Genomic DNA, 20,980 nt, shown 5'->3' on the forward strand with positions numbered 1-20,980 from the left:
GGTACTTCTTATGAATTCCAATGTCGCCGCGTTGAACAAGCTGCAAACGCTGATCGTGATCGGTAATGGCATGGTCGGACATCATTGTGTCGAACAGCTGATCGAGCGCGGTGCCCTTGATCACTATCGGCTGCACGTTTTCAGCGAGGAGCCGATGCGTGCCTACGACCGCGTGCACCTTTCCGAATACTTCACCGGGCGTGACGCCGAGTCGCTCGCCTTGGGTGAAGCCTCGTTCTACCAAACCCCGGGCGTCACCTTGCACTTGGGTGTGCCGGTCCTGGAAATTGACCGCGCCCGGCGCCAGGTAATCACCGCGCAAGGCTGCGTCGCTTACGACAAACTGGTGTTGGCCACCGGGTCTTACCCGTTTGTACCGCCGATCGAAGGCGCCGAGGGCGATTCGCGCCTGGTGTACCGCACCCTAGAAGACCTCGATGCCATCCGTGCCGCTGCGTCCAATGCCCGACGTGGCGTGGTCGTCGGTGGTGGCTTGCTCGGTCTGGAAGCCGCCAATGCCCTGAAAAGCCTGGGCCTGGAAGCTCACGTGGTGGAATTCGCCCCGCGCCTGATGCCGGTGCAACTGGACGAGCAGGGCGGTCGTGCGCTCAAGGCACAGATCGAACGCCTCGGTGTCGGCGTGCACCTGTCGCGCGGCACTCAGTCGATCAGCCCAGGCGAGGAATATCGCTACCGGATGAATTTCGCCAATGACGAATTTCTTGAAGCCGACCTGATCGTGTTTTCCGCCGGTATCCGCGCCCAAGACACCTTGGCCCGCCAGTGCTCGCTGGAAGTCGGTCCGCGCGGCGGCGTTGTGATTGATGACCAATGCCTGAGCAGCGATCCGCACATCTATGCCATCGGTGAATGCGCCGCGTGGAACGGCAGCATTTTTGGCCTGGTCGCCCCGGGTTACCAGATGGCGCGCGGCGTAGCGGCATTGCTGTGCAACGAAGCTGCCGAGCCGTTCATGGGCGCGGACATGTCGACCAAGCTCAAGCTGTTGGGCGTTGACGTCGGCTCCATCGGCGATGCGCACGGCAGCACGCCGGGTTCGCGCAGTTATCAATTCATCGACGAAACCACCGCCAGCTACCGCCGATTGGTGGTGGACGCGACGGGCAAGCATGTACTCGGTGCGGTACTGGTCGGTGACAACAGCTATTACGACACGCTGCTGCAATACATGCAGAACGCGATTGCCTTGCCGGCGGAACCTGCCAGCCTGATTCTGCCCTCGTCCGAAGGCGCGCCGACCCTGGGCCCGGGCGCGTTGCCCGAATCGGCCACGGTGTGTTCGTGCCACAACGTCACCAAGGGCTCCATTTGCTCGGCCATCGACGGTGGTTGCACCGACCTCGGCCTGCTCAAGTCGCAAACCAAGGCCTGCACCGGCTGCGGCGGTTGTGCCGGGTTGCTCAAGCAAGTGTTCGAGCATGAGCTGATTACCCGTGGCGTCAGCGTCGATAAAAGCCTGTGCGAACACTTCGCCTATACCCGTCAGGAGCTTTACGCATTGGTGCGGGTTGAAGGCGTCATCACCTTCGAAGAACTGTTGGCCAAACATGGCCGTGGCCACACCGGTTGCGACGTGTGCAAACCGACGGTGGGCTCGATCCTCGCATCGTGCTGGAACCAGCCGATCATGGACGCCTCACTGGTGCCGTTGCAGGACACCAACGACACGTTCATGGCCAACATGCAGAAAAACGGCACCTATTCGGTGGTGCCGCGCATCCCCGGTGGCGAGATCACGGCCGACAAACTGATCGCCATCGGCGTGGTGGCGAAGAAATACGACCTCTACACCAAAATCACCGGCGGCCAGCGTATCGACCTGTTCGGCGCGCAGTTGCACGAGTTGCCAGACATCTGGGCCGAGCTGATCGAAGCCGGTTTCGAAACCGGGCATGCCTACGGCAAATCGACCCGCACGGTGAAGTCCTGCGTCGGCAGTACCTGGTGCCGTTATGGCGTGCAGGACAGCGTGAAAATGGCGCTGGCCATCGAGGACCGCTACAAGGGCCTGCGTTCGCCGCACAAGCTCAAATTCGCGGTGTCCGGTTGCACCCGTGAGTGCGCCGAAGCCCAGAGCAAAGACGTCGGCGTGATCGCCACCGAAAAAGGCTGGAACCTGTACATCGCTGGCAACGGCGGCATGCGCCCGCGTCACGCCGAGCTGTTCGCCACCGACCTCGACGATGAAACCCTGATCCGCTACATCGATCGCTTCCTGATGTTCTACATCCGCACCGCCGACAAATTGCAGCGCACCTCGGTATGGCGCGAAAGCCTGGAGGGCGGCCTCGACTACCTCAAGGACGTGATCATCCACGACAGCCTCGGCCTGGGCGAAGAGCTCGAATCGCAGATGCAATTGGTGGTCGACCGCTATGAATGCGAGTGGGCCAACGCCCTCAAGGACCCGAAAAAACTCAAGCGCTTCCGCACCTTCGTCAACGACAAACGCCCGGACCCGGACATCCACTTTGTCCAGGAACGCGGTCAGCGACGCCCGATCATGGCCGCCGAACTCAACCTTATCCCTGTCACCGAGGAGATTGCCTGATGAGCCAGCCCACCACCCGACGCATCGCGCCCCTGGAAAATACCGACGCCTGGCAAACCGTCTGCGAGCAACAGGACCTGGTCAGCAACTCCGGCGTCGTCGTCTGGCTCGACGGCGCACAAGTGGCGCTGTTTTACCTGCCAGGCGCTGATGGCAAAACCCTTTTCGCCATCGACAACCATGACCCGCAATCCGGGGCGAATGTCATCGGTCGCGGCCTGATTGGCAGCATCAAGGGTGATCTGGTGGTGGCCTCGCCGATCTACAAGCAGCATTTCCGGCTGGCGGACGGCAGTTGCCTGGAGTATCCGCAACAGCGCTTGCGGGTCTGGCCGGTGCGGTTGAACGGAGGGAGGGTGGAAGTCGGGAGTGTTTGAGAGCGGGTCAATCAACTGACCGGCTCGACCGTACAACTCATTTCCCGTGAACCTGGCTTCTGGAAAAGCACCGCGTCACCGTCTTGCCAGAAGCTGTAGTTGCCCTGGTAATCCTTGCCGGTGTAACGGGTGCCCGACTCGCTCGGCACCTGGTTCAGGGTGATCGCGGTGTTGGCCCATTTCAGGTACACGACACCCGGCTGCGTGCTGAAGAAAGTGGCGGCAATCAGCGCGTTGAACCCTGCGCAACGATACGTCAGGGGGCCTTCGGTGAGTCGGTCCGGGTCCTTGGTCCGGACTATGGCCGAGCCTTGGCGCAATTGATGCGCGCGCTCGGCATAACTGCGGATGATGCACGCCTTTTGCTCATGTCCCGCAGCACAGTCGTTGCGGGCAGCGACCCAGAACCGCTGGTCGATGATAACGTTGTCCGGGGGCGGAACCGAGTGTTCATCCGTGAGCGCGAGGCGATAAAGACGCGTCAGTTCATTGTCCATCTGCATCAGTTGCGGATCGCGACAGATGAGCTTTTCGACGGAGACCTTTGCCTGGGCGCAGTCGATGCCGGGAGGAGGCGCAGCATTGGCACAGGTGCTCGCCGCCGCGCACACGCTGGCAGCGAACAGACAGGTGAAAAGGGCCGTGACCGTTTTCATGTTGGCTTCACCCAGATCATTACTTGATGCCCGGATTGCCGTGGGATTTATCGATCCGTTGAACAGTCATTGGTTCGCATGGGTGTACGCAGTGTAAGTCAGTGCTCAAAACTTGCCACACCCGCCCGGCGGCGGGTGTTTTTCAGAATCGGTCCAGCCTGTACGGATCAATGGCTGGTAACCCTTGGGAAGGAAGGGCGGTCTCGGGCGAAGCCAGTTGCGCGATGAGTTCGGCAGTGACCGCAGCCTGCGTCAGCCCCAGGTGCTGGTGACCGAAGGCGAGCAGCACCTTGCCGTCGCACACCCGGTCGATGATTGGCAGGGAATCCGGCAAGGACGGGCGAAACCCCATCCACGGCGTGGCCGCCTCAGCGTTCAAGTCACACTTGAACAGGCCTTCACTCAATCGGTGCAACTGCCAGGCACGCGCCATCAGCGGAGCTCGGTCGAGGCCGGCGAACTCGACGGTGCCGGCCAATCTCAGGCCATCGTCCATAGGGGTCATGATGAACTTGCGCTCCAGCGAGGTGACGGCGAACGGCAACCGCCCGTGTTCATGGGGCAACATCAGGTGATAGCCGCGCTCGGTATCCAGCGGTACTTTTTTGCCGGTCAGCGCTGCCGTCAGCTTCGCGGAGTGGGCGCCGCAGGCGATCAGGGTTTGGCGGGCGGTGAATCGACCCTGGTCGGTGATGAGCGAGACACCGTGCTCCTGCAGGTGTGCGCCCAGGACCTGTTGCTTGAAGAAGTGCACGCCGCTGGCTTTGGCGGCATGGACCAGTTCGCAGACCACCCTGTAAGGGTCGAGAAAATGCCCGGTGCGCGGGAAGAACAAACCGCCCTGAATCCGCTCGCTGAGTTGTGGCGCCGCCTCGCGCACCGCGTTGGCGTGCCAGTAGTCGATCGGTACGTGTTGATGGCGCATCCGTGCCTGTAGCGCTTCGATTGCTTTATGCGAGTCGGCCCGTTCGAACACCAGCAACGAGCCGTCTTCGCGCAGCAGATTGGGGCGGGCAATGTCCTCCAGCAGTCGGTGCCAGGCGCCCAGGCTGCTTTCGTTGAGTGCGCGCAGCCCGGCGACGGTCCGCTGGAAAGGGGCATGGCGCAGGTTCAGCAACAGGCGCGTGAACCAGGGCAGGGCGCGCGGCAGGTATTTCCAGTCCAGGCGCAGCGGGCCCATCGGGTCCATGAGCATGGTGGGCAGGCGCTTGAGGATGGACAGGTCGGCGATTGGGAACACCTGTTCGGTCGCCAGATGCCCGGCGTTCCCGAACGAGGCGCCCCGGCCAGGCTCTTGCTGGTCGATGACCACCACTCGCAGGCCTTGGCGTGCCAGCCGCAAAGCGCAGGCAACACCGATAATGCCGGCGCCGACCACGGCAATGTCCGCGTTGTCGTGCGGGTTATGTGCAGCAGGCAGAGTCATGGCGCTTCCTGGAAAAAGTGGCCCCGATTGCAAAACCGTGCGGTTTCATAGCGGGCGCAGTCAGGGTGAGGTCAGGCGACGTTCTGTTCGGCCGACCAGTTTTTGTACCACTGGCGGAACAAACCGTACTGGGTCTCGGCATAGCGCCGTTGGGCATCGCTGAGCGCATCGGTTTCGTTGAAGTGCAGGGCGTATTCCTGGTCGCCATTGAGCACCATCAGGTGCTTGTAATAGAGCACCAGATCGCAGCCCTCATCGAAGGACGACAGCACATGCAGCGCAGATTCCAGCTCTCTGGCCAGGCGGCGAGACTTGGCGTCCCCCTTGGCCGCCTGCTTGCTCAGGGCCACCAATTGCAGCACTTCGCGCGGCAGCGCGTTACCGATACCGGTGATGGCGCCGGTGGCGTTGCAGTTGACGAAGCCATGCACCACTTGGGTATCGACACCGACCATCAGGGTGACGTCGTCGTCCTTCGAGGTGATATTTTCGGCGGCGTAGCGCAGGTCGGCAGCACCGCCGAACTCCTTGAAGCCGATCAGGTTCGGGTGATCGCGGCGCAGTTCGAAGAACAGATCCGCACGGGTCGCGAAGCCATAGTACGGACTGTTATAGATTACCGCCGGCAGATTTGGAGCAGCCTCCAAGATCGCCGCGAAGTGAGCTTTTTGCGCGGCCGGCGAGGCACCGCGGGAGAGCACGCGAGGGATGACCATCAGGCCCTGGGCACCGACCTTGGCCGCATGCGCCGCGTGGGAAATCGCTTCACGGCTGTTGACGGCGCCGGTCCCGACAATGGTCGGAACGCCGGCGGCGACCAGACGGGCCACGCCGTCCTGGCGCTCGGCTTCGGTGAGCAAGGGCCAGTCACCCATGGAACCGCAATACACGACAGCGCTCATGCCGATATCGATCAGTTCGCGACCTTTGGCCACCAGCGCGTCGAAGTCCGGTTTGCGCTCGGCAGTGCAGGGGGTCATCAGTGCAGGCATGCAGCCCGTGAAGATGTTGGCGCTCATTGTTGTCACTCCTTGCAGCGTTCATTCAATGTGTTTGAGGGGGAAGTGCAGCGTGTTCGCTCAAATGCCCCACGCGAAGGGATCCTGTTCGTCGATCAGCAGCGTGCTATCGGCGGTCATGAAGGCCTGGCCGGTAATGAACGGGCGGACACGTTCGCCTTCCCATTCGTAGCTGCCGACGAATTGACTGGCGGTGATGCTCGCTTGGACCCAAGGCTCACCGGCGGCCAGTTTTCCATCTGCCGCCAGGCACGCCAGTTTGGCGCTGGTGCCGGTGCCGCAGGGCGAGCGGTCGTAGGCTTTCCCCGGGCACATGACGAAGTTGCGGCTGTCGGCCTGGTCGTCGTCGGCAAACAGTTCGACATGGTCGATGAGAGCGCCGTCCTCGCCATGAATGCCCTGGGCTTCGAGGGCTTTGAGCATCGCCCAGGTGTACTCAGTGAGCGCTTCGACGTTATCGAGTTGCAGCACGTGCCCGTGGTCGGACACCAGGAAAAACCAGTTGCCGCCCCAGGCGATATCGCCATAAACGCTGCCGTGCCCGGGGACGTCCACCGACACCTGTTGGCGATAGCGGTAGGCGGGCACATTGCGCAGGGTCACGGTACCGTCTTCATGCAGCGTCGCGCTGACCGGGCCGACCGGCGTGTCTATCTTGTGCACACCCGGAGCGATGTGCCCCAGGTAGTGCAAAGAGTTGACCACGCCGATGGTGCCGTGACCGCACATGCCGAGGTAACCGGCATTGTTGAAGAAGATCACGCCGCAGGTGGCATCCGGCGAGACCGGCTCGCAATACAGGGCGCCGACCAGTACATCGTTACCCCGGGGCTCCAGCAGACAGGCCCTGCGCCAGTGGTCATGCTGATCGCGCAGGGCATCACGCTTCTCGATCATGGTCTGGCCGGGCAGTTGGGGGAAACCACTCATCACCAGGCGAGTCGGTTCGCCGCCGGTGTTGGAGTCGATGACATGCACTCGTTTCATCTACCTGTCCTTTCGAAGTGTGCCGGTCCGTCGGTTGCCACCATCAGGCCACCGAAGCTGCGGATAGAGTGAGCGCGTCAGGGACGATTGCGATTGATGTTTTCCATGGCTGCAAATGACGAAATCAGCACAATGCCGAGGTTCTCGACACGGGGTAGACCTTGGGGCAATCTGCTTGCGCGCGCCTCGACACTGGCTCCGAAGTGAAGGCCAGCTGCGGAGCGGAGAGGGCGCAAGGGAGGATTTTTGCTTGTCCGCGGAGAGGGAGAACTAGCGTCATGACGCAGAACGCATTGGCAGTCCTGTACCAAGGAAACGACCTGAATCGCCCCGATACACTCGAAGAATTACTGGCGAGCGTGGCACTACTGTTGCCGATGCTGGACGTAATCCCCAATGCCGCGATCTTTATCAAGGACTTGAAGGCGCGTTATGTCATGGCCAATAGCACGCTGGTTCAGCGTTGCGGGTTGAAGCAGTTGCAACCGCTGCTTGGAAAAACCAGTGCCGAAGTCTTTCCAGCACAACTGGGGCCTGGCTACACCGAACAGGATCGTCGTGTACTGGAGCAAGGCTTTGTCCTGGAAGACCAACTGGAGTTGCACTTATACGGCAGTCGAGAGCCAGGTTGGTGCCTGACGCATAAGCGCCCGTTATACAACCGCAGCGGTGAAATCATGGGCCTGGCCGGGATTTCGGTCGACCTGCAATCGGCCAGTGACGCCCACCCGGCCTATCAGCGCCTCGCAGCAGTGGATAAATATATTCGCGCGCATTTCAACCGCCGTATCACCTTGGGTGAACTGACGCGGATCGCTGGCATTTCAGTGGCGCAACTGGAACGGTATTGCAAGCGCGTGTTCCACCTGACGCCGCGGCAGATGATTCAAAAGGTTCGCCTGGAACACGCTCACCGACTGCTGCACACCGAGGTCCCCATCACCGAAGTCGCACTGCAGTGCGGCTACACCGACCACAGTGCGTTCACACGACAGTTCAAGGCATTGACCGGTTTCACGCCGCGGCAGTATCGGCAGGCGACGGGTATTGAGTTGGCGTGAACGTCCGACCTGCCGGCGATGACGTTCTTGAGGGCGATTTCGTCGCGAGGTCGCCGTTAGCCGGTAAAAATTCCATTTGTGGGAACTGCAAATGGGAAAATCATCCCTTTTAAGCAATTTGAGGCAAAAAGCGCGATCCGTTTCTGGGACGATGTGGGTAGTTTATATATGCACTAAAAAATTACTCCAGCGGGAACATTATGCTGCCACTTAATTATTTATGTTGGTTGCCGGATCGTGTTTCATTAGAACCCTTGAGCACGCTTGAGAAATCCCATGATTTAAAGCCGGGTGCTTGCAAGGTATTACAGCGTTATTATTCTTTACACTCCGTCGGGATGTCTTCCAGAACGCACGCAGAGATGCTTGTCGATACGCTGTGCGCGCTGATTATTGCAAATCCTCATGTGAAAGAAGTCAAGGGGTGCCTGGTGTATGCCAAAACACAAACGCATAACACATTCTTTGATAATCATTGGCTTGAGGATGTTGCCGAGGCATGCGGGATAGGGCATTGGGAAGTACTCAGCGTCAGCTTGAACCATTGCTCGTCTGCCTTATCGGCGATTCACTTATTAAAAAGCAGATCGATTAAGCGGGGCGAGCCAATGCTCCTTCTTACGGGGGAGAAGGCTTTTCATAGTGCTGTTAATCGACTGGACAATAGCGTGTTGGCCGAAATACCGGCGGCGATGCTGCTCAATGCGGGGCCTGCCCAGTGGAATTTGAAGCATACAGCCGTCAGGCACATGTCCTCTTTTTATGACAATCACCGGCATGAGTCTGCTGCGCGCCGGCGCGAGTTATATACGTCGCTGGAGCAGGCTTATCATGATTTTTATCTGTACGCGCTGGATAAATTCAATGTTCCAGCTGAAAGCATCGACGCAATCGTTCCATGCAATCTGGATCTGCCGATGCTTAAAAGAGTCGCCGATAAATTGAATTTCAAAGGCATCCTGTTTGCCGAGCATATTGGTGAGTATGGGCACGCTTATTGTTCGGATGTTTTATTTAACTTGTCGGCCCTGTTGGAGAACTTCACAGGGAACAGAATTCTCTGCCTCACCATGGGCATGGGCGTTACGCTGTCATGCGTTTTAATTGAAAAAAATGAAAATAGCGAGGGTTTATATGTCAAGTCTTCTGTCCGCGGTTAATGAAGCACTCAACGATATTATGTCTTCGGCCGTGTCGGTCAGTCTGGAAACCGATTTCAACGAAGACTTGGATCTGGATTCGGTGTTGTTTGTGCAGTTTCTATTGACACTCGAAGAAAAAGTCCCTGGGTTAATGTTTGAGCCTGATCAAATCGATCAGGATGCATTTACCACGGTCGGTAAGTTGATCAGTTGGATTGAGCAGCACGTGCAGTTGGAGAACTCATATGCCTGAGGGTTCGTTTAACAGAATTTATCAGCTGTTTGCGGGCAATGAGCCCGCAGAAGCAGTGCGGCAATTGCGTCTAGAGTCGCCCGATAAAACCAGGCGGGTGTTCAGCCAAGGCTATCAACTCGTACCGGATGAGCGAGAGGTCACGGCCGGTCAATCAACGCAGGCGGATCGGGTGCTTGCCTCTATTGGCCTGGATCTTCAACACCTGGGAGGGGAGCAGGCGGTAGCCGCCGATGACACCTCACTCATTGTCTCCGTCGCCGCGCGTTTGGGGCTGTTGATGCGCATGTTGGGCATGAGCTGGACGCATTTGTCCGCACGCCGCAGCTTTGGTGTGAAAACCACCCGGCATCAGCTGATTAAAGCCGAGTTTGCGGATGTGAGCAGTCACTGCAGCCTGCTGGCGTTGCAATGGGAAATGCGCATCGCGGCGCAGGATTTTCAGGACGCTGAAGAAGACCATTGGCAGATCACCCAGCTGACCAACAGAGCGGAGAAATTGATGGGAGGCCATGGCTATCTGCTTGGCGCGACGCACACGCTGTCTTATCTCTCGATGATGATTTATAGCCTGTATGGCAAAACGACGGGGCATTACGCCATGCCACGGCGCGATAGCTTGGGGGAGATCGTGTGAACACATCACCGGGCCTGGTTCTGTCGCAACGCCAGGGGGCAGGCCGGGATATTGCGGATCTGCTCAAGCTTGCCTGGCCAATGATTGTCGTGGCTATCGCAGTGTCTTTTTCACAAAACATCCAGACCGCTATTTTGGGACATGGCGCTGAGACAACATCGATTTACTGGTTGTCGATGATCCAGCCGTTCAGCTTTTTGTTCCTGGCGATTCTCGAATGCCTGGCTATCAGTAACCAGGTATTCAGCGCCAGGTCTTTGAACCTTTGGTCAAAACAGAAAGTGCTGACGGCCACGTCCATTTTATCCGTGCTGGGCGTCCTCGTTGTGGCCTTGCTCAGTGGGACGATCGCACTCTCTTCGCCTTGGCTGGAGAAGCTGCTTCCCGTGTCTGGTGGGCGCTTTTATCATGAGGCACTTCCCCTCTACTTCCTTTCGATGTTGCCGTTCATTCACCTGGAAATGTGTAACAGCGCCCTGCGAGGGCAGGGCAAGAGTGCGTTGAGCATGTTCCTCGTGATTGCCTATATCGTCCTGAACGCCGGTATTTGCTATACCAGTTACCACGTCTACGGCTTGGGCTTCTATTCCATTATCGTGGCCAATGCCTTGGCGTCCGGCCTGCTGATCCCGGTTGCGACGTGGCTGGTATGGCGTGTCGGCCGTCAGCAGCAGGACGACCGCCCGCAAGCGTTCATTGCGCGATTAAAAGGCCTGCTCCAGCAGGTTGGCTTGCCGATCTTTGCGTCTTTTATCGTGGTGTTTTTCAGTTCGCTGCTGGTGTTTCCCCTGATTGGAACGCTGGGTGAACAATACGTCGCCGCGTTCCTGATTATTACCAAGATCAGGATGTTTATTGTTATTCCCGCCGTGGCATGCGGCTCTGCACTGGCAATACTGATAAACCAACGTTTGACGATCAGTGGCGGTGAGGAATTGAAACGGCTCCTGCATCGTGGGCTGATGTTTATTGGTGGGCTTTATCTGGTGCTCACCGCCGGGGTCTACTTTAGTGAAGAAGCGCTGATCGGCATTCTTTCAGGTGACGGGACGATCAGGGAAGCCAGTAGACAGATGATGCTGATTTTATTACCGACGTTCTTCCTCACGGCGTTCGTAGCGTCTTTGCAAGCTTTACTTGAGCAACTTGATCAGGCGCGTCGTGTATTGATTTTGACGGTGATCATCGAGCTGCTCATGGTGATCGTTTTATTGGCCGGCTGGGAACGTTTCTCTAACTTGAGCGCGATCATGAGCATCATCATTATGTTCAGTACAATTAACTTTTTGGCATTTGCCAACGAGTATTGGCGGCTCGCGAATAAAATCGGAAATGAGCATGTTCTTTAGTGTTATCTATCCCCTGTTGCTGATCGTTTCGCTGATCCACCAAAATTACTTTCGCGTGCTGGTGGTGATGCGGCTTCGGCCTACATTGTTAATGAAGGCCCGAGTCAGGCCGACGACTCACTATGTCCGCGTGTGCCGTTTGATAAGGATGTTCGACCTCTATTCGTTGGACATGATGTCTTCCTATCTTTCAGCGCTGTATGCATTGCACCTGTTTGAAAAAACCCGACCGTTGCCCTATAAGCCCGCAGAGATGATGCTGCTCAGCCAGTGCCGGCAGGAAAATTTCACCTGGCGGCACACCTTCGTGAAGATGTTTATTTACCCTCAATCAGTACAGCAAACAGAGAAAGTATTGCTGTTGCATGGCTGGGATGGGCGAAGCATCATGCTCAGGCACCTTGCCCAGCGTTTGCAGGCAAAGGGATACACCGTCTTTGCACCTGACCTGCCGGCACATGGAGTGTCCCCGGGGAAGGGCGTGTCTTTTTACGATCTGTCCAGGGCAGTCATCGATATAGAGCGACAATACGGTCCTTTCTCAGTGGTTCTCGGACACTCGTCCGGCGGGTTGGTAGGCTGCATGGCCGCATTACAAGGGCTGTTTTTCAAAAGAATGATCTTGATCAGCAGTCCTTGCAGTTTCGGCGAAGTGCTGGATAATTTTGTTCTTGGTAATAAACTACCCCGGCATATTGCAACGTCGATGAAAAAGCTCTACCAGTTACGTTATGGCGTGCACCCCGATAAAATCGGGCCCGAATTAATCGCAAAAATAAAACAGCCAGTTCTGATATTGCATGACAAGGGAGATGTGAGTGTCGATTTGGAAGAGGCCATGGTACTTAACCATGTTCTGGACAAAAGCAAACTGATTGTAACCGAAGGCAAGGGGCACAATGGCGCCTTGCGCGATGCTACGGTGTTTAGCCGTATTTCTAAATTTCTGGACACTACCGCGCAGGAAGATTATTTCGCGATGGTTGATCCTGTACTGCGCTTGCGCGCCACCATCAATATAGGTCTCAAGCGTTCAAAGCGTTAGCTTTATGTTCGCTGTCGCGGGTGATCACTAAGATAACTGAGTGCCACCTCTGCGTTTCTCTGCCTTCCCCTCAAGCGCTCGCCACTCTTTTTAGCCGAGTTTGACTATCGCCTCAACTGTCGCTTCTGCTTTTACCCGGTAATAGAGGGCAACAGCTGCACAGTGTCGCTGATTTTTTCGTGCCTTTCGATTGTACGAGCGACCTGAGGTTCGTGCGTATTCAGCTGGTTTGTTGATTATAAAAAGTTGATGTTGTTGAGCAGCATGCTGCGTGAGAAATCATTTCGTTGCACACCAAAGATAAAATCATACTCAGAAGACTCTTTCGTTGCTCTCTGCCTGGTCGACTTCATCACGTATTGTTTGAATTTTAGCGGTGTTTCATTATAGGTTTTACTGAAGCTTCGAGAGAAATGCGGCAGGGAAGAAAAACCGCAGGCGTAGCTGATGTCGGTCAATGACCATTCCGGGGCCAAGTGAATGAACTCCTTTGCCAGTGCCAGTCGGACTCTCCACATCCACTTTATCGGTGTTACGTTGTAAAACAGGTTGAACATTCGACATATATCAAACCGGGTTTTACCACAGATTTTTTCCAGGTCTTCCAAGGTAATCTCCTCTGAAATATTCTCTACGATGTAGTTAATAACTGTGACGATGCACAGCGCTTTTTCTGTATGCGCATGTTTGCCATAGATCTCAAAATGACGTGTATACAGGTCGTCCATTATTTTTTTTGTAAAGAGGGTCGTTTCAGCGTTCGAGATTTTAAGATCCCACATACAGACTCCGTTCTGCAGCGCTCAATGGCGTAGATTTTTATTGTTGGGATAGGCTTTTAACTCACACATGAATAGGCAATTGCTATGCCAGATTTTTAGCGGGCTCAAGTAGTTGTTTTGGTAAGTATTTTTTAAGCATTTCTCAATTTAGGGAAAGTAAAATCCCATTTCCGAAATTTTTTTCGCAGGCTGCTATCTTGCGTCCCATTATTGGGATTGCTAGTGTTCGTGCGGATTGCCTATGGAAATCAGCTAATAAGAAGTGCACGTTTTGCTGCCGTTCCGAAAATGAGACGCCCCGTGATGGACATCATGTCGCTCACAGCTTGCCTTTATTATTATTGCTTAAACATCAGATAGTTACATGATTTTTACGTTTTGGCATGGAATGTGCAGCTGATTATTCAGATTGTTAATATTGGTATTATTATGGATATTTCGATCCCGCAGCCGGGAAGTAAACATGTACTGAAAAAGCACAGTAAGGCCATTGCGTGTGGCGTCTTTTTGCTGGCGCTGTTGCTGATTATCTATAACTATCGGTTCTCACCTTACCAAGTTGCTCGTAGTAGCGTGACGGTTGCCGAGGTCAAGTACGGTGATTTCGCCGTTGAGGTTCGGGGCAATGGCGTACTGTTACCGTGGGACATCAACTGGGTCGCGGCGAACGTTGATGCTCGGGTGGAGGAAGTCCTTTATAAAGCCGGGACGAAAGTCAGCAAGGGTGAGTTACTGGTTGTCATGAGTAATCCGACGTTGGAACAGCGACTTCAGGAGAACCAGCTGGAACTTAACGCACGCCGGGCAGAAACCGAGGCCAAAAATGCTGAACTGCAAAATAAAATTCTCAATCAAGAGGCGTTGATGATGGACGCGAAGAGTCGATTACTTGCATCTACATTGCGTCTTGCTGCCCAGAAAAAATACATTTTGGCCGTACCGAGGCTGGAATATGAAACCACGCGCATTCTGACTGAACAGTATACTCAGCAAGTCGGTTTTGAAGAGCGACGGTTAAAGACGCTTAAGCTCAGCGTCCAGGCGGATATAAAGGCCAATTTTATGCGCCTTAACAAAATGGAGTCACAGGTTGCACTGAGTCAGCAGGAGGTAGATTCGCTCAAGGTTAAATCGCCGATAGATGGCATTTTGCAGGATGTGAAAGTCCAGGTCGGACAGCGGGTAACGGTAGGCAGTGATATTGCGCGCCTAGCCAAAGAAAAAGAGCTGTATGCCGAGCTCAAAGTGCCGGAATTGCAGTCGCGCGACCTCGCGGTCGGGCAAGCAGTCACGATTAACACGGGCCGGAGCCGGTTTACGGGTGTGTTATCGAGGGTTGATCCTGCGGTTACCAACGGTACGGTCAAGGTGGATGTGACGTTCAATCAGCCGCTGCCACAGGAGGCGCGCCCTGATCTGAGTGTCGATGGATTGATTGCGGTGACGAAAATCAATAATTCGTTGTATGTCGAACGGCCCCCATTCGCGCAGAATAACTTGCCCTCTATGCTCTACCGGCTGGATGAAAAAGATCGTTCCGCGACCAAAATGAAAGTGGATTTCGGGCAGGGTTCTGCTGACTACATTCAAATCACCAGCGGGCTTAAAGCTGGCGACAAAATAATTCTCAGTGACAGCACCGCCTGGCAGGGTGCCGAACAAATTGAAATTGCCAATTGATACAGCTCGCGCCTGCTACCGGAACAATGCCCTGGAGATAGTAAAGATGGAACCTTTGGTAGAACTGACTGACGTAAACAAAATTTTCCTGACCGATGAAGTCGAAACCCATGCGCTAAGCAAGATCACGCTCACCATTTCCAAGGGTGAGTACGTGGCCATATCGGGGCCGTCAGGTTGTGGTAAATCGACTCTGCTCTCAGTCCTGGGGCTGCTGGATACGGCGTCGAGCGGCACTTATCAGTTGGCCGGCCACAATGTTGAAAACATTTCCAAAAAACAGCGTGCGCAGGTGCGTAATCGAGACATCGGCTTCATCTTTCAGTCGTTCAACCTCATCAGCGATTTGACGATTGAAGAAAATGTCGCACTGCCACTGACCTACCGCAGCGACATATCCAAGACGGAACGACACCAGAGAGTCGCCGAGGCCCTGGCCAAGGTCAATATGTCCCACCGTAGCCGTCATTATCCTTCACAACTCTCCGGCGGGCAGCAGCAGCGCGTCGCAGTGGCCCGGGCCATTGTCGGTAAACCGTCTATCCTGCTTGCGGACGAACCCACCGGTAACCTGGATTCACACAACGCCGAAGCGGTGTTGAATATCCTCGATAAGCTGCATCAGGAGGGTGCCACGATCTGCATCGTGACCCACGATCCTCGCTCGGCCGAGCGTGCCCAGCGCAGTATTGTCCTGTCTGACGGAAAGGTTGTCGGCGATGGGGAACCGGCTCGGCAACTGACCTTGGTGAAGGAAGCATAAGATGCTTTTTGACATTCGTTATGCCTTGCGGTTACTCCTGAAAAGCCCCAGCTTCACTTTTGTCACCGTGCTGATCATGTCCTGTGGGCTGGCGTTGACCCTGTATATGTTTTCGGTGATCAATACCATCATGTTCACTCCGCTTCCTTACCCGGACGGAAAAAGCATGGTGCTGGTCAATCCGACCGTGAATGGTGTCAGCCTGAGCGATTCCGGGCTGAACTTTATGGACTATAGCGATATCAAGGCGCGCTCTACCCAGCTTGAGGATATGGGTTATTTCTACGCCGAGCGCGCGGATCTCAGTGATGGCAGCAAGGCCGTTTCCTATATGGCCATCAGAAACACCGCGCAAATGTTCTCCTATGCCGCTGTTCAGCCATTTCGAGGGCGTGTGCTGAATCAGGAAGACGTTCAGTCGGGGGCCGAGCCTGTCGCGGTGATCAGCTACGCAATGTGGCAGAACTACTTTGCTTCCGATGCGCAACTCATTGGCCGCGATATCAAGATCAACGGCATACATACCCGTATCGTCGGTATCATGCCGCAAAATTTTGCCTTCCCTTTCTTCCATGACCTGTGGCTGCCTTCACGGCTTGAGCCTTCGCAGTACCTGGTGCGTAAAGGCGCTCCGGAAGTGTCGGTGTATGCAAGGTTGAAGCCCGGTGTGACCCTTGAGGATGCCAACCGCGACCTCGACAGGGTGATGCAGTCACTGGCACTGGAGCACCCGGAAAGTAATAAAGGGCTTTCCGCCCAGGTACTGACGTTCCAGGAAAACTTCATGGGGGAGGAGACCAGGCCGATCTTTATCGTCATGTTGCTCGCCGTCAGTTTTGTGCTGCTATTGGCTTGCTGTAACGTCGGAAATCTATTGTTGGCAAGAACGACTGAGCGCTCCAAAGAGATCGCGATCCGGGTGGCACTCGGATCTCCTGCGGGCCGCCTGGTACTGCAAATGATGCTGGAAAGCTTGTTTATCTGTTTTTTGTCCGGTGTAGTGGCGGTCCTGCTGGCTGCATGGGGGCTGGAGATAACCAATACGATACTGCCTGGTTTCGTACCCAATAAGATCCCTTTCTGGTGGCAGCTGTCACTCGATAATGTGTTGGTCTTCAATGCCCTTGTCCTGGTGATCATCACGGCTGTGCTCACCAGTGCATTGCCGGCCTGGAAAATCATCCGTGGCAATTTCAATGATGTGCTGCGTGATGGCACCCGTGGTGCGCAGAGCCGTGGCGCAGGTCGGGTTTCGCGGATACTGGTTATCTTTGAAGTGGGGCTCTCCTGCTCAATCCTGTGTATCAGTGCGCTGTTCGCATTACTGGTCTACCAGGCGACCCGCGCTGATTACGGTGTCGACACCAGTAACTACCTGACCGCGCAAATCCACCTCAACGCTAATAATTACCCTGATGATGCAAGCCGTATCCTGTTTTACCAGCGTCTGCAGGACGCTGCTGCTGCGATTCCCGGGGTTGAAAGCGCAGCATTGACCACCAGTGCCGTGGGACAATTCACCATGCCGCGCCAGGTGGATGTCGACTCGTCGACCAACAACAGGAACGAGCGCTGGTCTTACCCGATGGTCAATGATGTGCAGGTCATGCCGGGCAGCCTGTCGGCGATGGGTATTACCCCGATGGCGGGCAGGGAGTTCGCCCACGGTGATACTCAGGACTCACAACAGGTGGTCGTCGTCAGCCAGTCCTTTGCCGAACAGTTCTGGCCGGGAGAGCGTGATGTGATTGGCAAGCGCCTGCGATTTCGCGATACCGATGACCAACGCTGGTACACCGTAGTAGGGGTGACGCCCAGCGTTATTCATGGGCGGCCTTTCAGCGCATTCCGCCACCGCGCCACGGTGTACCGCTCTCTGGAGCAGCAAACCGCGCCCTCGTTGATGCTGGTGCTGCGAGCCCCCCATCCTGAAACGGTCGGGCCCGCCCTGATCAACGCGGTCCGTCAGGTGGACAGCAATCTTTCCGTCAATCAGATCCAGACGTTGAATGAACGCTTGGCCCGTAATACGGCTGGCTTGCATTTTATTGCCAACCTTTTCATGTTGTTCGGCCTGGTGGCGATGATACTGGCTGCAACGGGTATTTATGCGGTGATGTGCAACTTGATTAATCAGCGTACCCAGGAAATTGGCTTACGCATGGCCATGGGAGCCACTGAAAGTAATTTGTTACGTATGCTAATGATCCAGGGCGGCAAGCAGTTATTGATCGGCCTTGTCATCGGCTTGCCTCTGGCATTCTTTGTCGCTCCCAAACTGACGCGCGTTCTGGGTAACGGAAACACTCCTTTTGTGCTCCTGTTCTGGATGGTGGCGCTGATGATTACGCTGGTTGTGGCGCTGGCGGTCTGGCTTCCTTCCCGACGGGCAACCAATATGTCGCCCGCCGACGCGATTCGTTATGAATAAACGACCGCCGTGCTCCCCGGGCACGGCGCTCCAAGCTGGATGCTTGAAATGAACGATAAGAAACACATCCTTGTTATAGACGATGACGCTGGAATTCTGACCAGCCTCGATATCTTGTTTCGCATGCAAGGGTACGACGTGACCCTGGAAACCCAGGCCGATCGCCTGCTTGCACATTTGTCCGCCAAGCCTGTTGATCTGGTATTGATGGACATGAACTTTCAGAAAGACACCACGTCAGGCATGGAAGGGTTGCAGTTGCTGGCCGAGATGAAGAAGTTCGATGATTGCTTGCCGGCTGTCGCGATGACGGGGTGGGGAAGCGTCGACATTATTGTCAACGCCATGCGGGGAGGGGCGGCCGATTTTATTCAAAAGCCTTGGGATAACGAGCGTTTGCTGAGCATCGTTCAGCAGCAGATTGCCATGAGTCAGGCGCGTCGGTCAGGCAATTGCCTGCGCGAAGAAAACAAGCTGCTCAAACTGGCGCTCGAAGATGATATGGACAGCGAATGGGTTGTCCGCTCACCGGCGATGAAGCGTCTGATCGGCGTGGTGGAAAAGGTCGCGGTGACCGATACCAGCGTTCTGATCCTGGGCGAAAATGGCACCGGTAAAAGCCTGCTCGCGCGTTATATCCACCAGATTTCCTCGCGCTCCGAACACAGTATCGTCGAAGTGAATATGGGGTGTATTAACGAGCAGTTATTTGAAAGCGAGATGTTTGGCCACGTAAAAGGCGCCTTTACTGATGCGCGGGAGAACCGTATCGGCCGCTTTGAATTGGCGGACAAGGGAACGCTGTTCCTCGATGAAATCGGTAACCTGCCCCTGACCCAGCAAGTGAAACTGTTAAGGGTGCTGGAAGAGCGGCAGTTTGAGCGCGTCGGATCTTCGCGTACCCAGACCACTCAATGCCGGATCATCGCCGCCACCAATTCCGACCTGGAAAAGGCCGTGGCAGAGGGGCGGTTCCGTCAGGATCTGCTTTACCGCATGAACCTGATTCAAATCCAGCTCCCGCCGCTTCGCGAACGCCTGGAAGATATCGAACCGTTGACTGAGCGCTTCCTGAAACGATTTGCGCGTAAATACAACAGACCCCGGCCGGTGTTATTGCCCCAGGCACGCCAGGGGCTGCTGGATTATTCATGGCCTGGAAATATCCGCGAGCTTAGCCACCTGTTGGAACGCGCCGTATTGCTGTGTCGCGCCAATGTGATTGATCTGGAAGACCTCTGCCTGCCGTTTTCGGTGTCATCTCAGAACGCGACGGGCCAAGTCACCGATTTGTCATCAGGGGTGACGGACGGATGCACCTTGGCCGAAGTCGAAGAAACCCTGCTGTTACAGCGCCTGCGTCAGTATGACGGCAATGCGGTCAAGGCCGCGGAATCCTTGGGACTCAGCCGCAGCGCTTTTTATCGCCGGCTTGAAAAACTAAAAATATGCCATGAGTAAGTTATTCCAATCATTTGAAATACGTCACCTGCTGCTGTGCAGTCTGGCACCGATAGGCGGAATTATTGCTTACCTGCTGCTTTGGCTTTTTCCGCACCAGTCCATTTACCTCAAGTTTTTCACCCTGTTTGTGCTGTGTGTGACGCTGGTGTATTTCAGCTATCACTTTTTTCAGCAACTGATTTATAAAATCAACGTCATATCCAACTTGCTGGAAGCGGTGGAACAGGAAGATTTCAGCCTGCGCGGGGTGACCACCGGGGCGGGGGCCTTTGAGGGGGTCATTGCGCAAATCAACGATATTTCCAGCCAATTGTCGCGCCACCGCCAACAGCAGCGGGAGATGGATTTCCTGCTGCAAAAAGTGATCTCCAATATCACGGTTGCCATCTATGCCCTGGACGGCAACCATCGCCTGATCTGGTGTAATAACGCAGCTTCGCGCATGTTGGGCACCTCCCTGGAAAAGTTGATTGGCGAGAAGGCCAGTACCTGGCAGCTGGATAATCTTTTGCACAATGCCAACACCGAATACCCTGTGGTGTCCGATCATGAAGGGCGACCGGGTCGGTACAAAGTGACCAGTGACACCTACATGGTAGATGGCGTCCAGAACGCGCTGTTGTTTGTCAGTGATGTTGACGACATGTTGCGTCAGGAAGAGCAGAAAGCCTGGCAAGATCTGTTACGCGTGATAAGCCACGAAATCAACAACTCCCTCAGCCCCATCGCCTCCATCAGCCAAATGCTGCAACAACATTACCGGCATCATTCTGACAACCTGCCTCCCGGTTTTACCGAAGGCATCGATCTGATTAACCGGCGGGCACGGGAGCTGATCGCGTTCATCAGCAGCTACAGGCAGTTGGGGAAACTGGCGCCGGCGCTGAAGGAGCGCGTGGATTTGACGGCCCTGGTGGCCGAGCTGCCGCTGCTGTTCTGTCACCGTGTGATTACCCTGAGCGGGCCACGTCCGATGATGGCCAGCCTCGATCGGGTACAGGTCCATCAGTTGCTGATCAACCTGATCAAGAATGCCGATGAGTCGATGGGCAGCAGCACTGACAGCATCGATATCGAGTGGGCCGAGGAGAAGGGGCGCTTATTGATCACCATCCTGGATCGTGGGGTGGGGCTGACTAATCCGAAGAATCTGTTCGTGCCGTTCTACACCACCAAACCCAATGGAACCGGCATCGGCCTGATTTTGTGCCGGCAAATTGCTGAAAGCCACGGGGGATACTTGTCCCTGGAAAATCGCCATGAGCACACCGGTTGCAAAGTCACCATCAATTTACCGTTGCAATCCCCTGCCTGAGTTGATCGAAGGCCGGGGTGT

General features: G+C 55.6%; 18 protein-coding genes. 13 read left to right on the plus strand and 5 right to left on the minus strand.

The features are described from left to right. Positions 1-10 precede the first annotated feature (10 nt). Together nirB and nirD are read left to right on the plus strand one after the other, a co-directional pair. Positions 11-2,572 carry a nitrite reductase large subunit NirB gene (gene nirB, locus ACA075_RS14505; protein WP_497299068.1) on the plus strand — a complete coding sequence of 854 codons (2,562 nt, stop codon included), beginning with the start codon at positions 11-13 and terminating at the stop codon, positions 2,570-2,572. After that, positions 2,572-2,949, plus strand: coding sequence for a nitrite reductase small subunit NirD (gene nirD, locus ACA075_RS14510; protein ID WP_497299069.1), 378 nt, complete (start codon positions 2,572-2,574; stop codon positions 2,947-2,949). Before nirB ends, nirD begins: the two co-directional genes overlap by 1 nt. A gap of 11 nt (positions 2,950-2,960) precedes the next feature. Here nirD and ACA075_RS14515 read toward each other — a convergent pair whose 3' ends face one another. From ACA075_RS14515 to ACA075_RS14530, 4 genes are all read right to left on the minus strand, one after another. After that, positions 2,961-3,605 (minus strand): MliC family protein, encoded by a 645-nt coding sequence (locus ACA075_RS14515; protein ID WP_497299070.1) that lies wholly within the window; start codon positions 3,603-3,605, stop codon positions 2,961-2,963. A 142-nt stretch (positions 3,606-3,747) separates the two neighbouring features. Beyond that, a complete protein-coding gene (locus ACA075_RS14520) occupies positions 3,748-5,031 on the minus strand; it encodes an NAD(P)/FAD-dependent oxidoreductase (RefSeq protein ID WP_497299071.1) in 1,284 nt (427 codons plus the stop codon). Positions 5,032-5,102: 71 nt separating this feature from the next. Then, a complete protein-coding gene (locus ACA075_RS14525) occupies positions 5,103-6,050 on the minus strand; it encodes a dihydrodipicolinate synthase family protein (protein WP_497299072.1) in 948 nt (315 codons plus the stop codon). Positions 6,051-6,110: 60 nt separating this feature from the next. Beyond that, positions 6,111-7,037 (minus strand): 4-hydroxyproline epimerase, encoded by a 927-nt coding sequence (locus ACA075_RS14530; RefSeq protein WP_497299073.1) that lies wholly within the window; start codon positions 7,035-7,037, stop codon positions 6,111-6,113. A 278-nt stretch (positions 7,038-7,315) separates the two neighbouring features. On the opposite strand from ACA075_RS14530, the gene ACA075_RS14535 reads away from it, so the two are divergent. The 6 genes from ACA075_RS14535 to ACA075_RS14560 all read left to right on the plus strand — a co-directional run bounded on the left by ACA075_RS14535 (position 7,316) and on the right by ACA075_RS14560 (position 12,524). After that, positions 7,316-8,098 (plus strand): helix-turn-helix domain-containing protein, encoded by a 783-nt coding sequence (locus tag ACA075_RS14535; RefSeq protein ID WP_497299074.1) that lies wholly within the window; start codon positions 7,316-7,318, stop codon positions 8,096-8,098. A gap of 200 nt (positions 8,099-8,298) precedes the next feature. After that, a complete protein-coding gene (locus tag ACA075_RS14540) occupies positions 8,299-9,258 on the plus strand; it encodes a 3-oxoacyl-[acyl-carrier-protein] synthase III C-terminal domain-containing protein (RefSeq protein WP_497299075.1) in 960 nt (319 codons plus the stop codon). Next, on the plus strand, positions 9,233-9,493 hold the full coding sequence (locus ACA075_RS14545; RefSeq protein ID WP_219094154.1) for an acyl carrier protein: 261 nt from the start codon (positions 9,233-9,235) through the stop codon (positions 9,491-9,493). The genes ACA075_RS14540 and ACA075_RS14545 overlap by 26 nt, the downstream gene beginning before the upstream one ends. Next, positions 9,486-10,130: a hypothetical protein gene (locus ACA075_RS14550; RefSeq protein ID WP_497299076.1), complete on the plus strand. Its 645-nt coding sequence runs from the start codon at positions 9,486-9,488 to the stop codon at positions 10,128-10,130. The genes ACA075_RS14545 and ACA075_RS14550 overlap by 8 nt, the downstream gene beginning before the upstream one ends. Continuing rightward, positions 10,127-11,479 (plus strand): MATE family efflux transporter, encoded by a 1,353-nt coding sequence (locus ACA075_RS14555; protein ID WP_497299077.1) that lies wholly within the window; start codon positions 10,127-10,129, stop codon positions 11,477-11,479. Before ACA075_RS14550 ends, ACA075_RS14555 begins: the two co-directional genes overlap by 4 nt. Continuing rightward, positions 11,469-12,524: an alpha/beta hydrolase gene (locus tag ACA075_RS14560; RefSeq protein WP_497299078.1), complete on the plus strand. Its 1,056-nt coding sequence runs from the start codon at positions 11,469-11,471 to the stop codon at positions 12,522-12,524. Before ACA075_RS14555 ends, ACA075_RS14560 begins: the two co-directional genes overlap by 11 nt. Positions 12,525-12,760: 236 nt before the next feature. On the opposite strand, the gene ACA075_RS14565 is transcribed toward ACA075_RS14560, so the two are convergent. Next, positions 12,761-13,306 carry a helix-turn-helix transcriptional regulator gene (locus ACA075_RS14565; protein ID WP_497299079.1) on the minus strand — a complete coding sequence of 182 codons (546 nt, stop codon included), beginning with the start codon at positions 13,304-13,306 and terminating at the stop codon, positions 12,761-12,763. Between the two features lie 390 nt (positions 13,307-13,696). Between ACA075_RS14565 and ACA075_RS14570 the strand changes: the two genes are divergently transcribed. The 5 genes from ACA075_RS14570 to ACA075_RS14590 are packed head-to-tail and all read left to right on the plus strand — an operon-like array spanning position 13,697 to position 20,959. After that, positions 13,697-14,986, plus strand: coding sequence for an efflux RND transporter periplasmic adaptor subunit (locus tag ACA075_RS14570; protein WP_497299080.1), 1,290 nt, complete (start codon positions 13,697-13,699; stop codon positions 14,984-14,986). Between the two features lie 46 nt (positions 14,987-15,032). Then, a complete protein-coding gene (locus ACA075_RS14575) occupies positions 15,033-15,749 on the plus strand; it encodes an ABC transporter ATP-binding protein (protein WP_497299081.1) in 717 nt (238 codons plus the stop codon). Position 15,750: 1 nt separating this feature from the next. Next, positions 15,751-18,180, plus strand: coding sequence for an ABC transporter permease (locus ACA075_RS14580; RefSeq protein WP_497299082.1), 2,430 nt, complete (start codon positions 15,751-15,753; stop codon positions 18,178-18,180). 48 nt (positions 18,181-18,228) lie between these two features. Continuing rightward, positions 18,229-19,641, plus strand: coding sequence for a sigma-54-dependent transcriptional regulator (locus tag ACA075_RS14585; protein WP_497299083.1), 1,413 nt, complete (start codon positions 18,229-18,231; stop codon positions 19,639-19,641). After that, a complete protein-coding gene (locus ACA075_RS14590) occupies positions 19,634-20,959 on the plus strand; it encodes a sensor histidine kinase (RefSeq protein WP_497299084.1) in 1,326 nt (441 codons plus the stop codon). Before ACA075_RS14585 ends, ACA075_RS14590 begins: the two co-directional genes overlap by 8 nt. The last annotated feature ends 21 nt before the right edge of the window (positions 20,960-20,980 follow it).

This window comes from Pseudomonas sp. LBUM1663 (assembly GCF_059695905.1).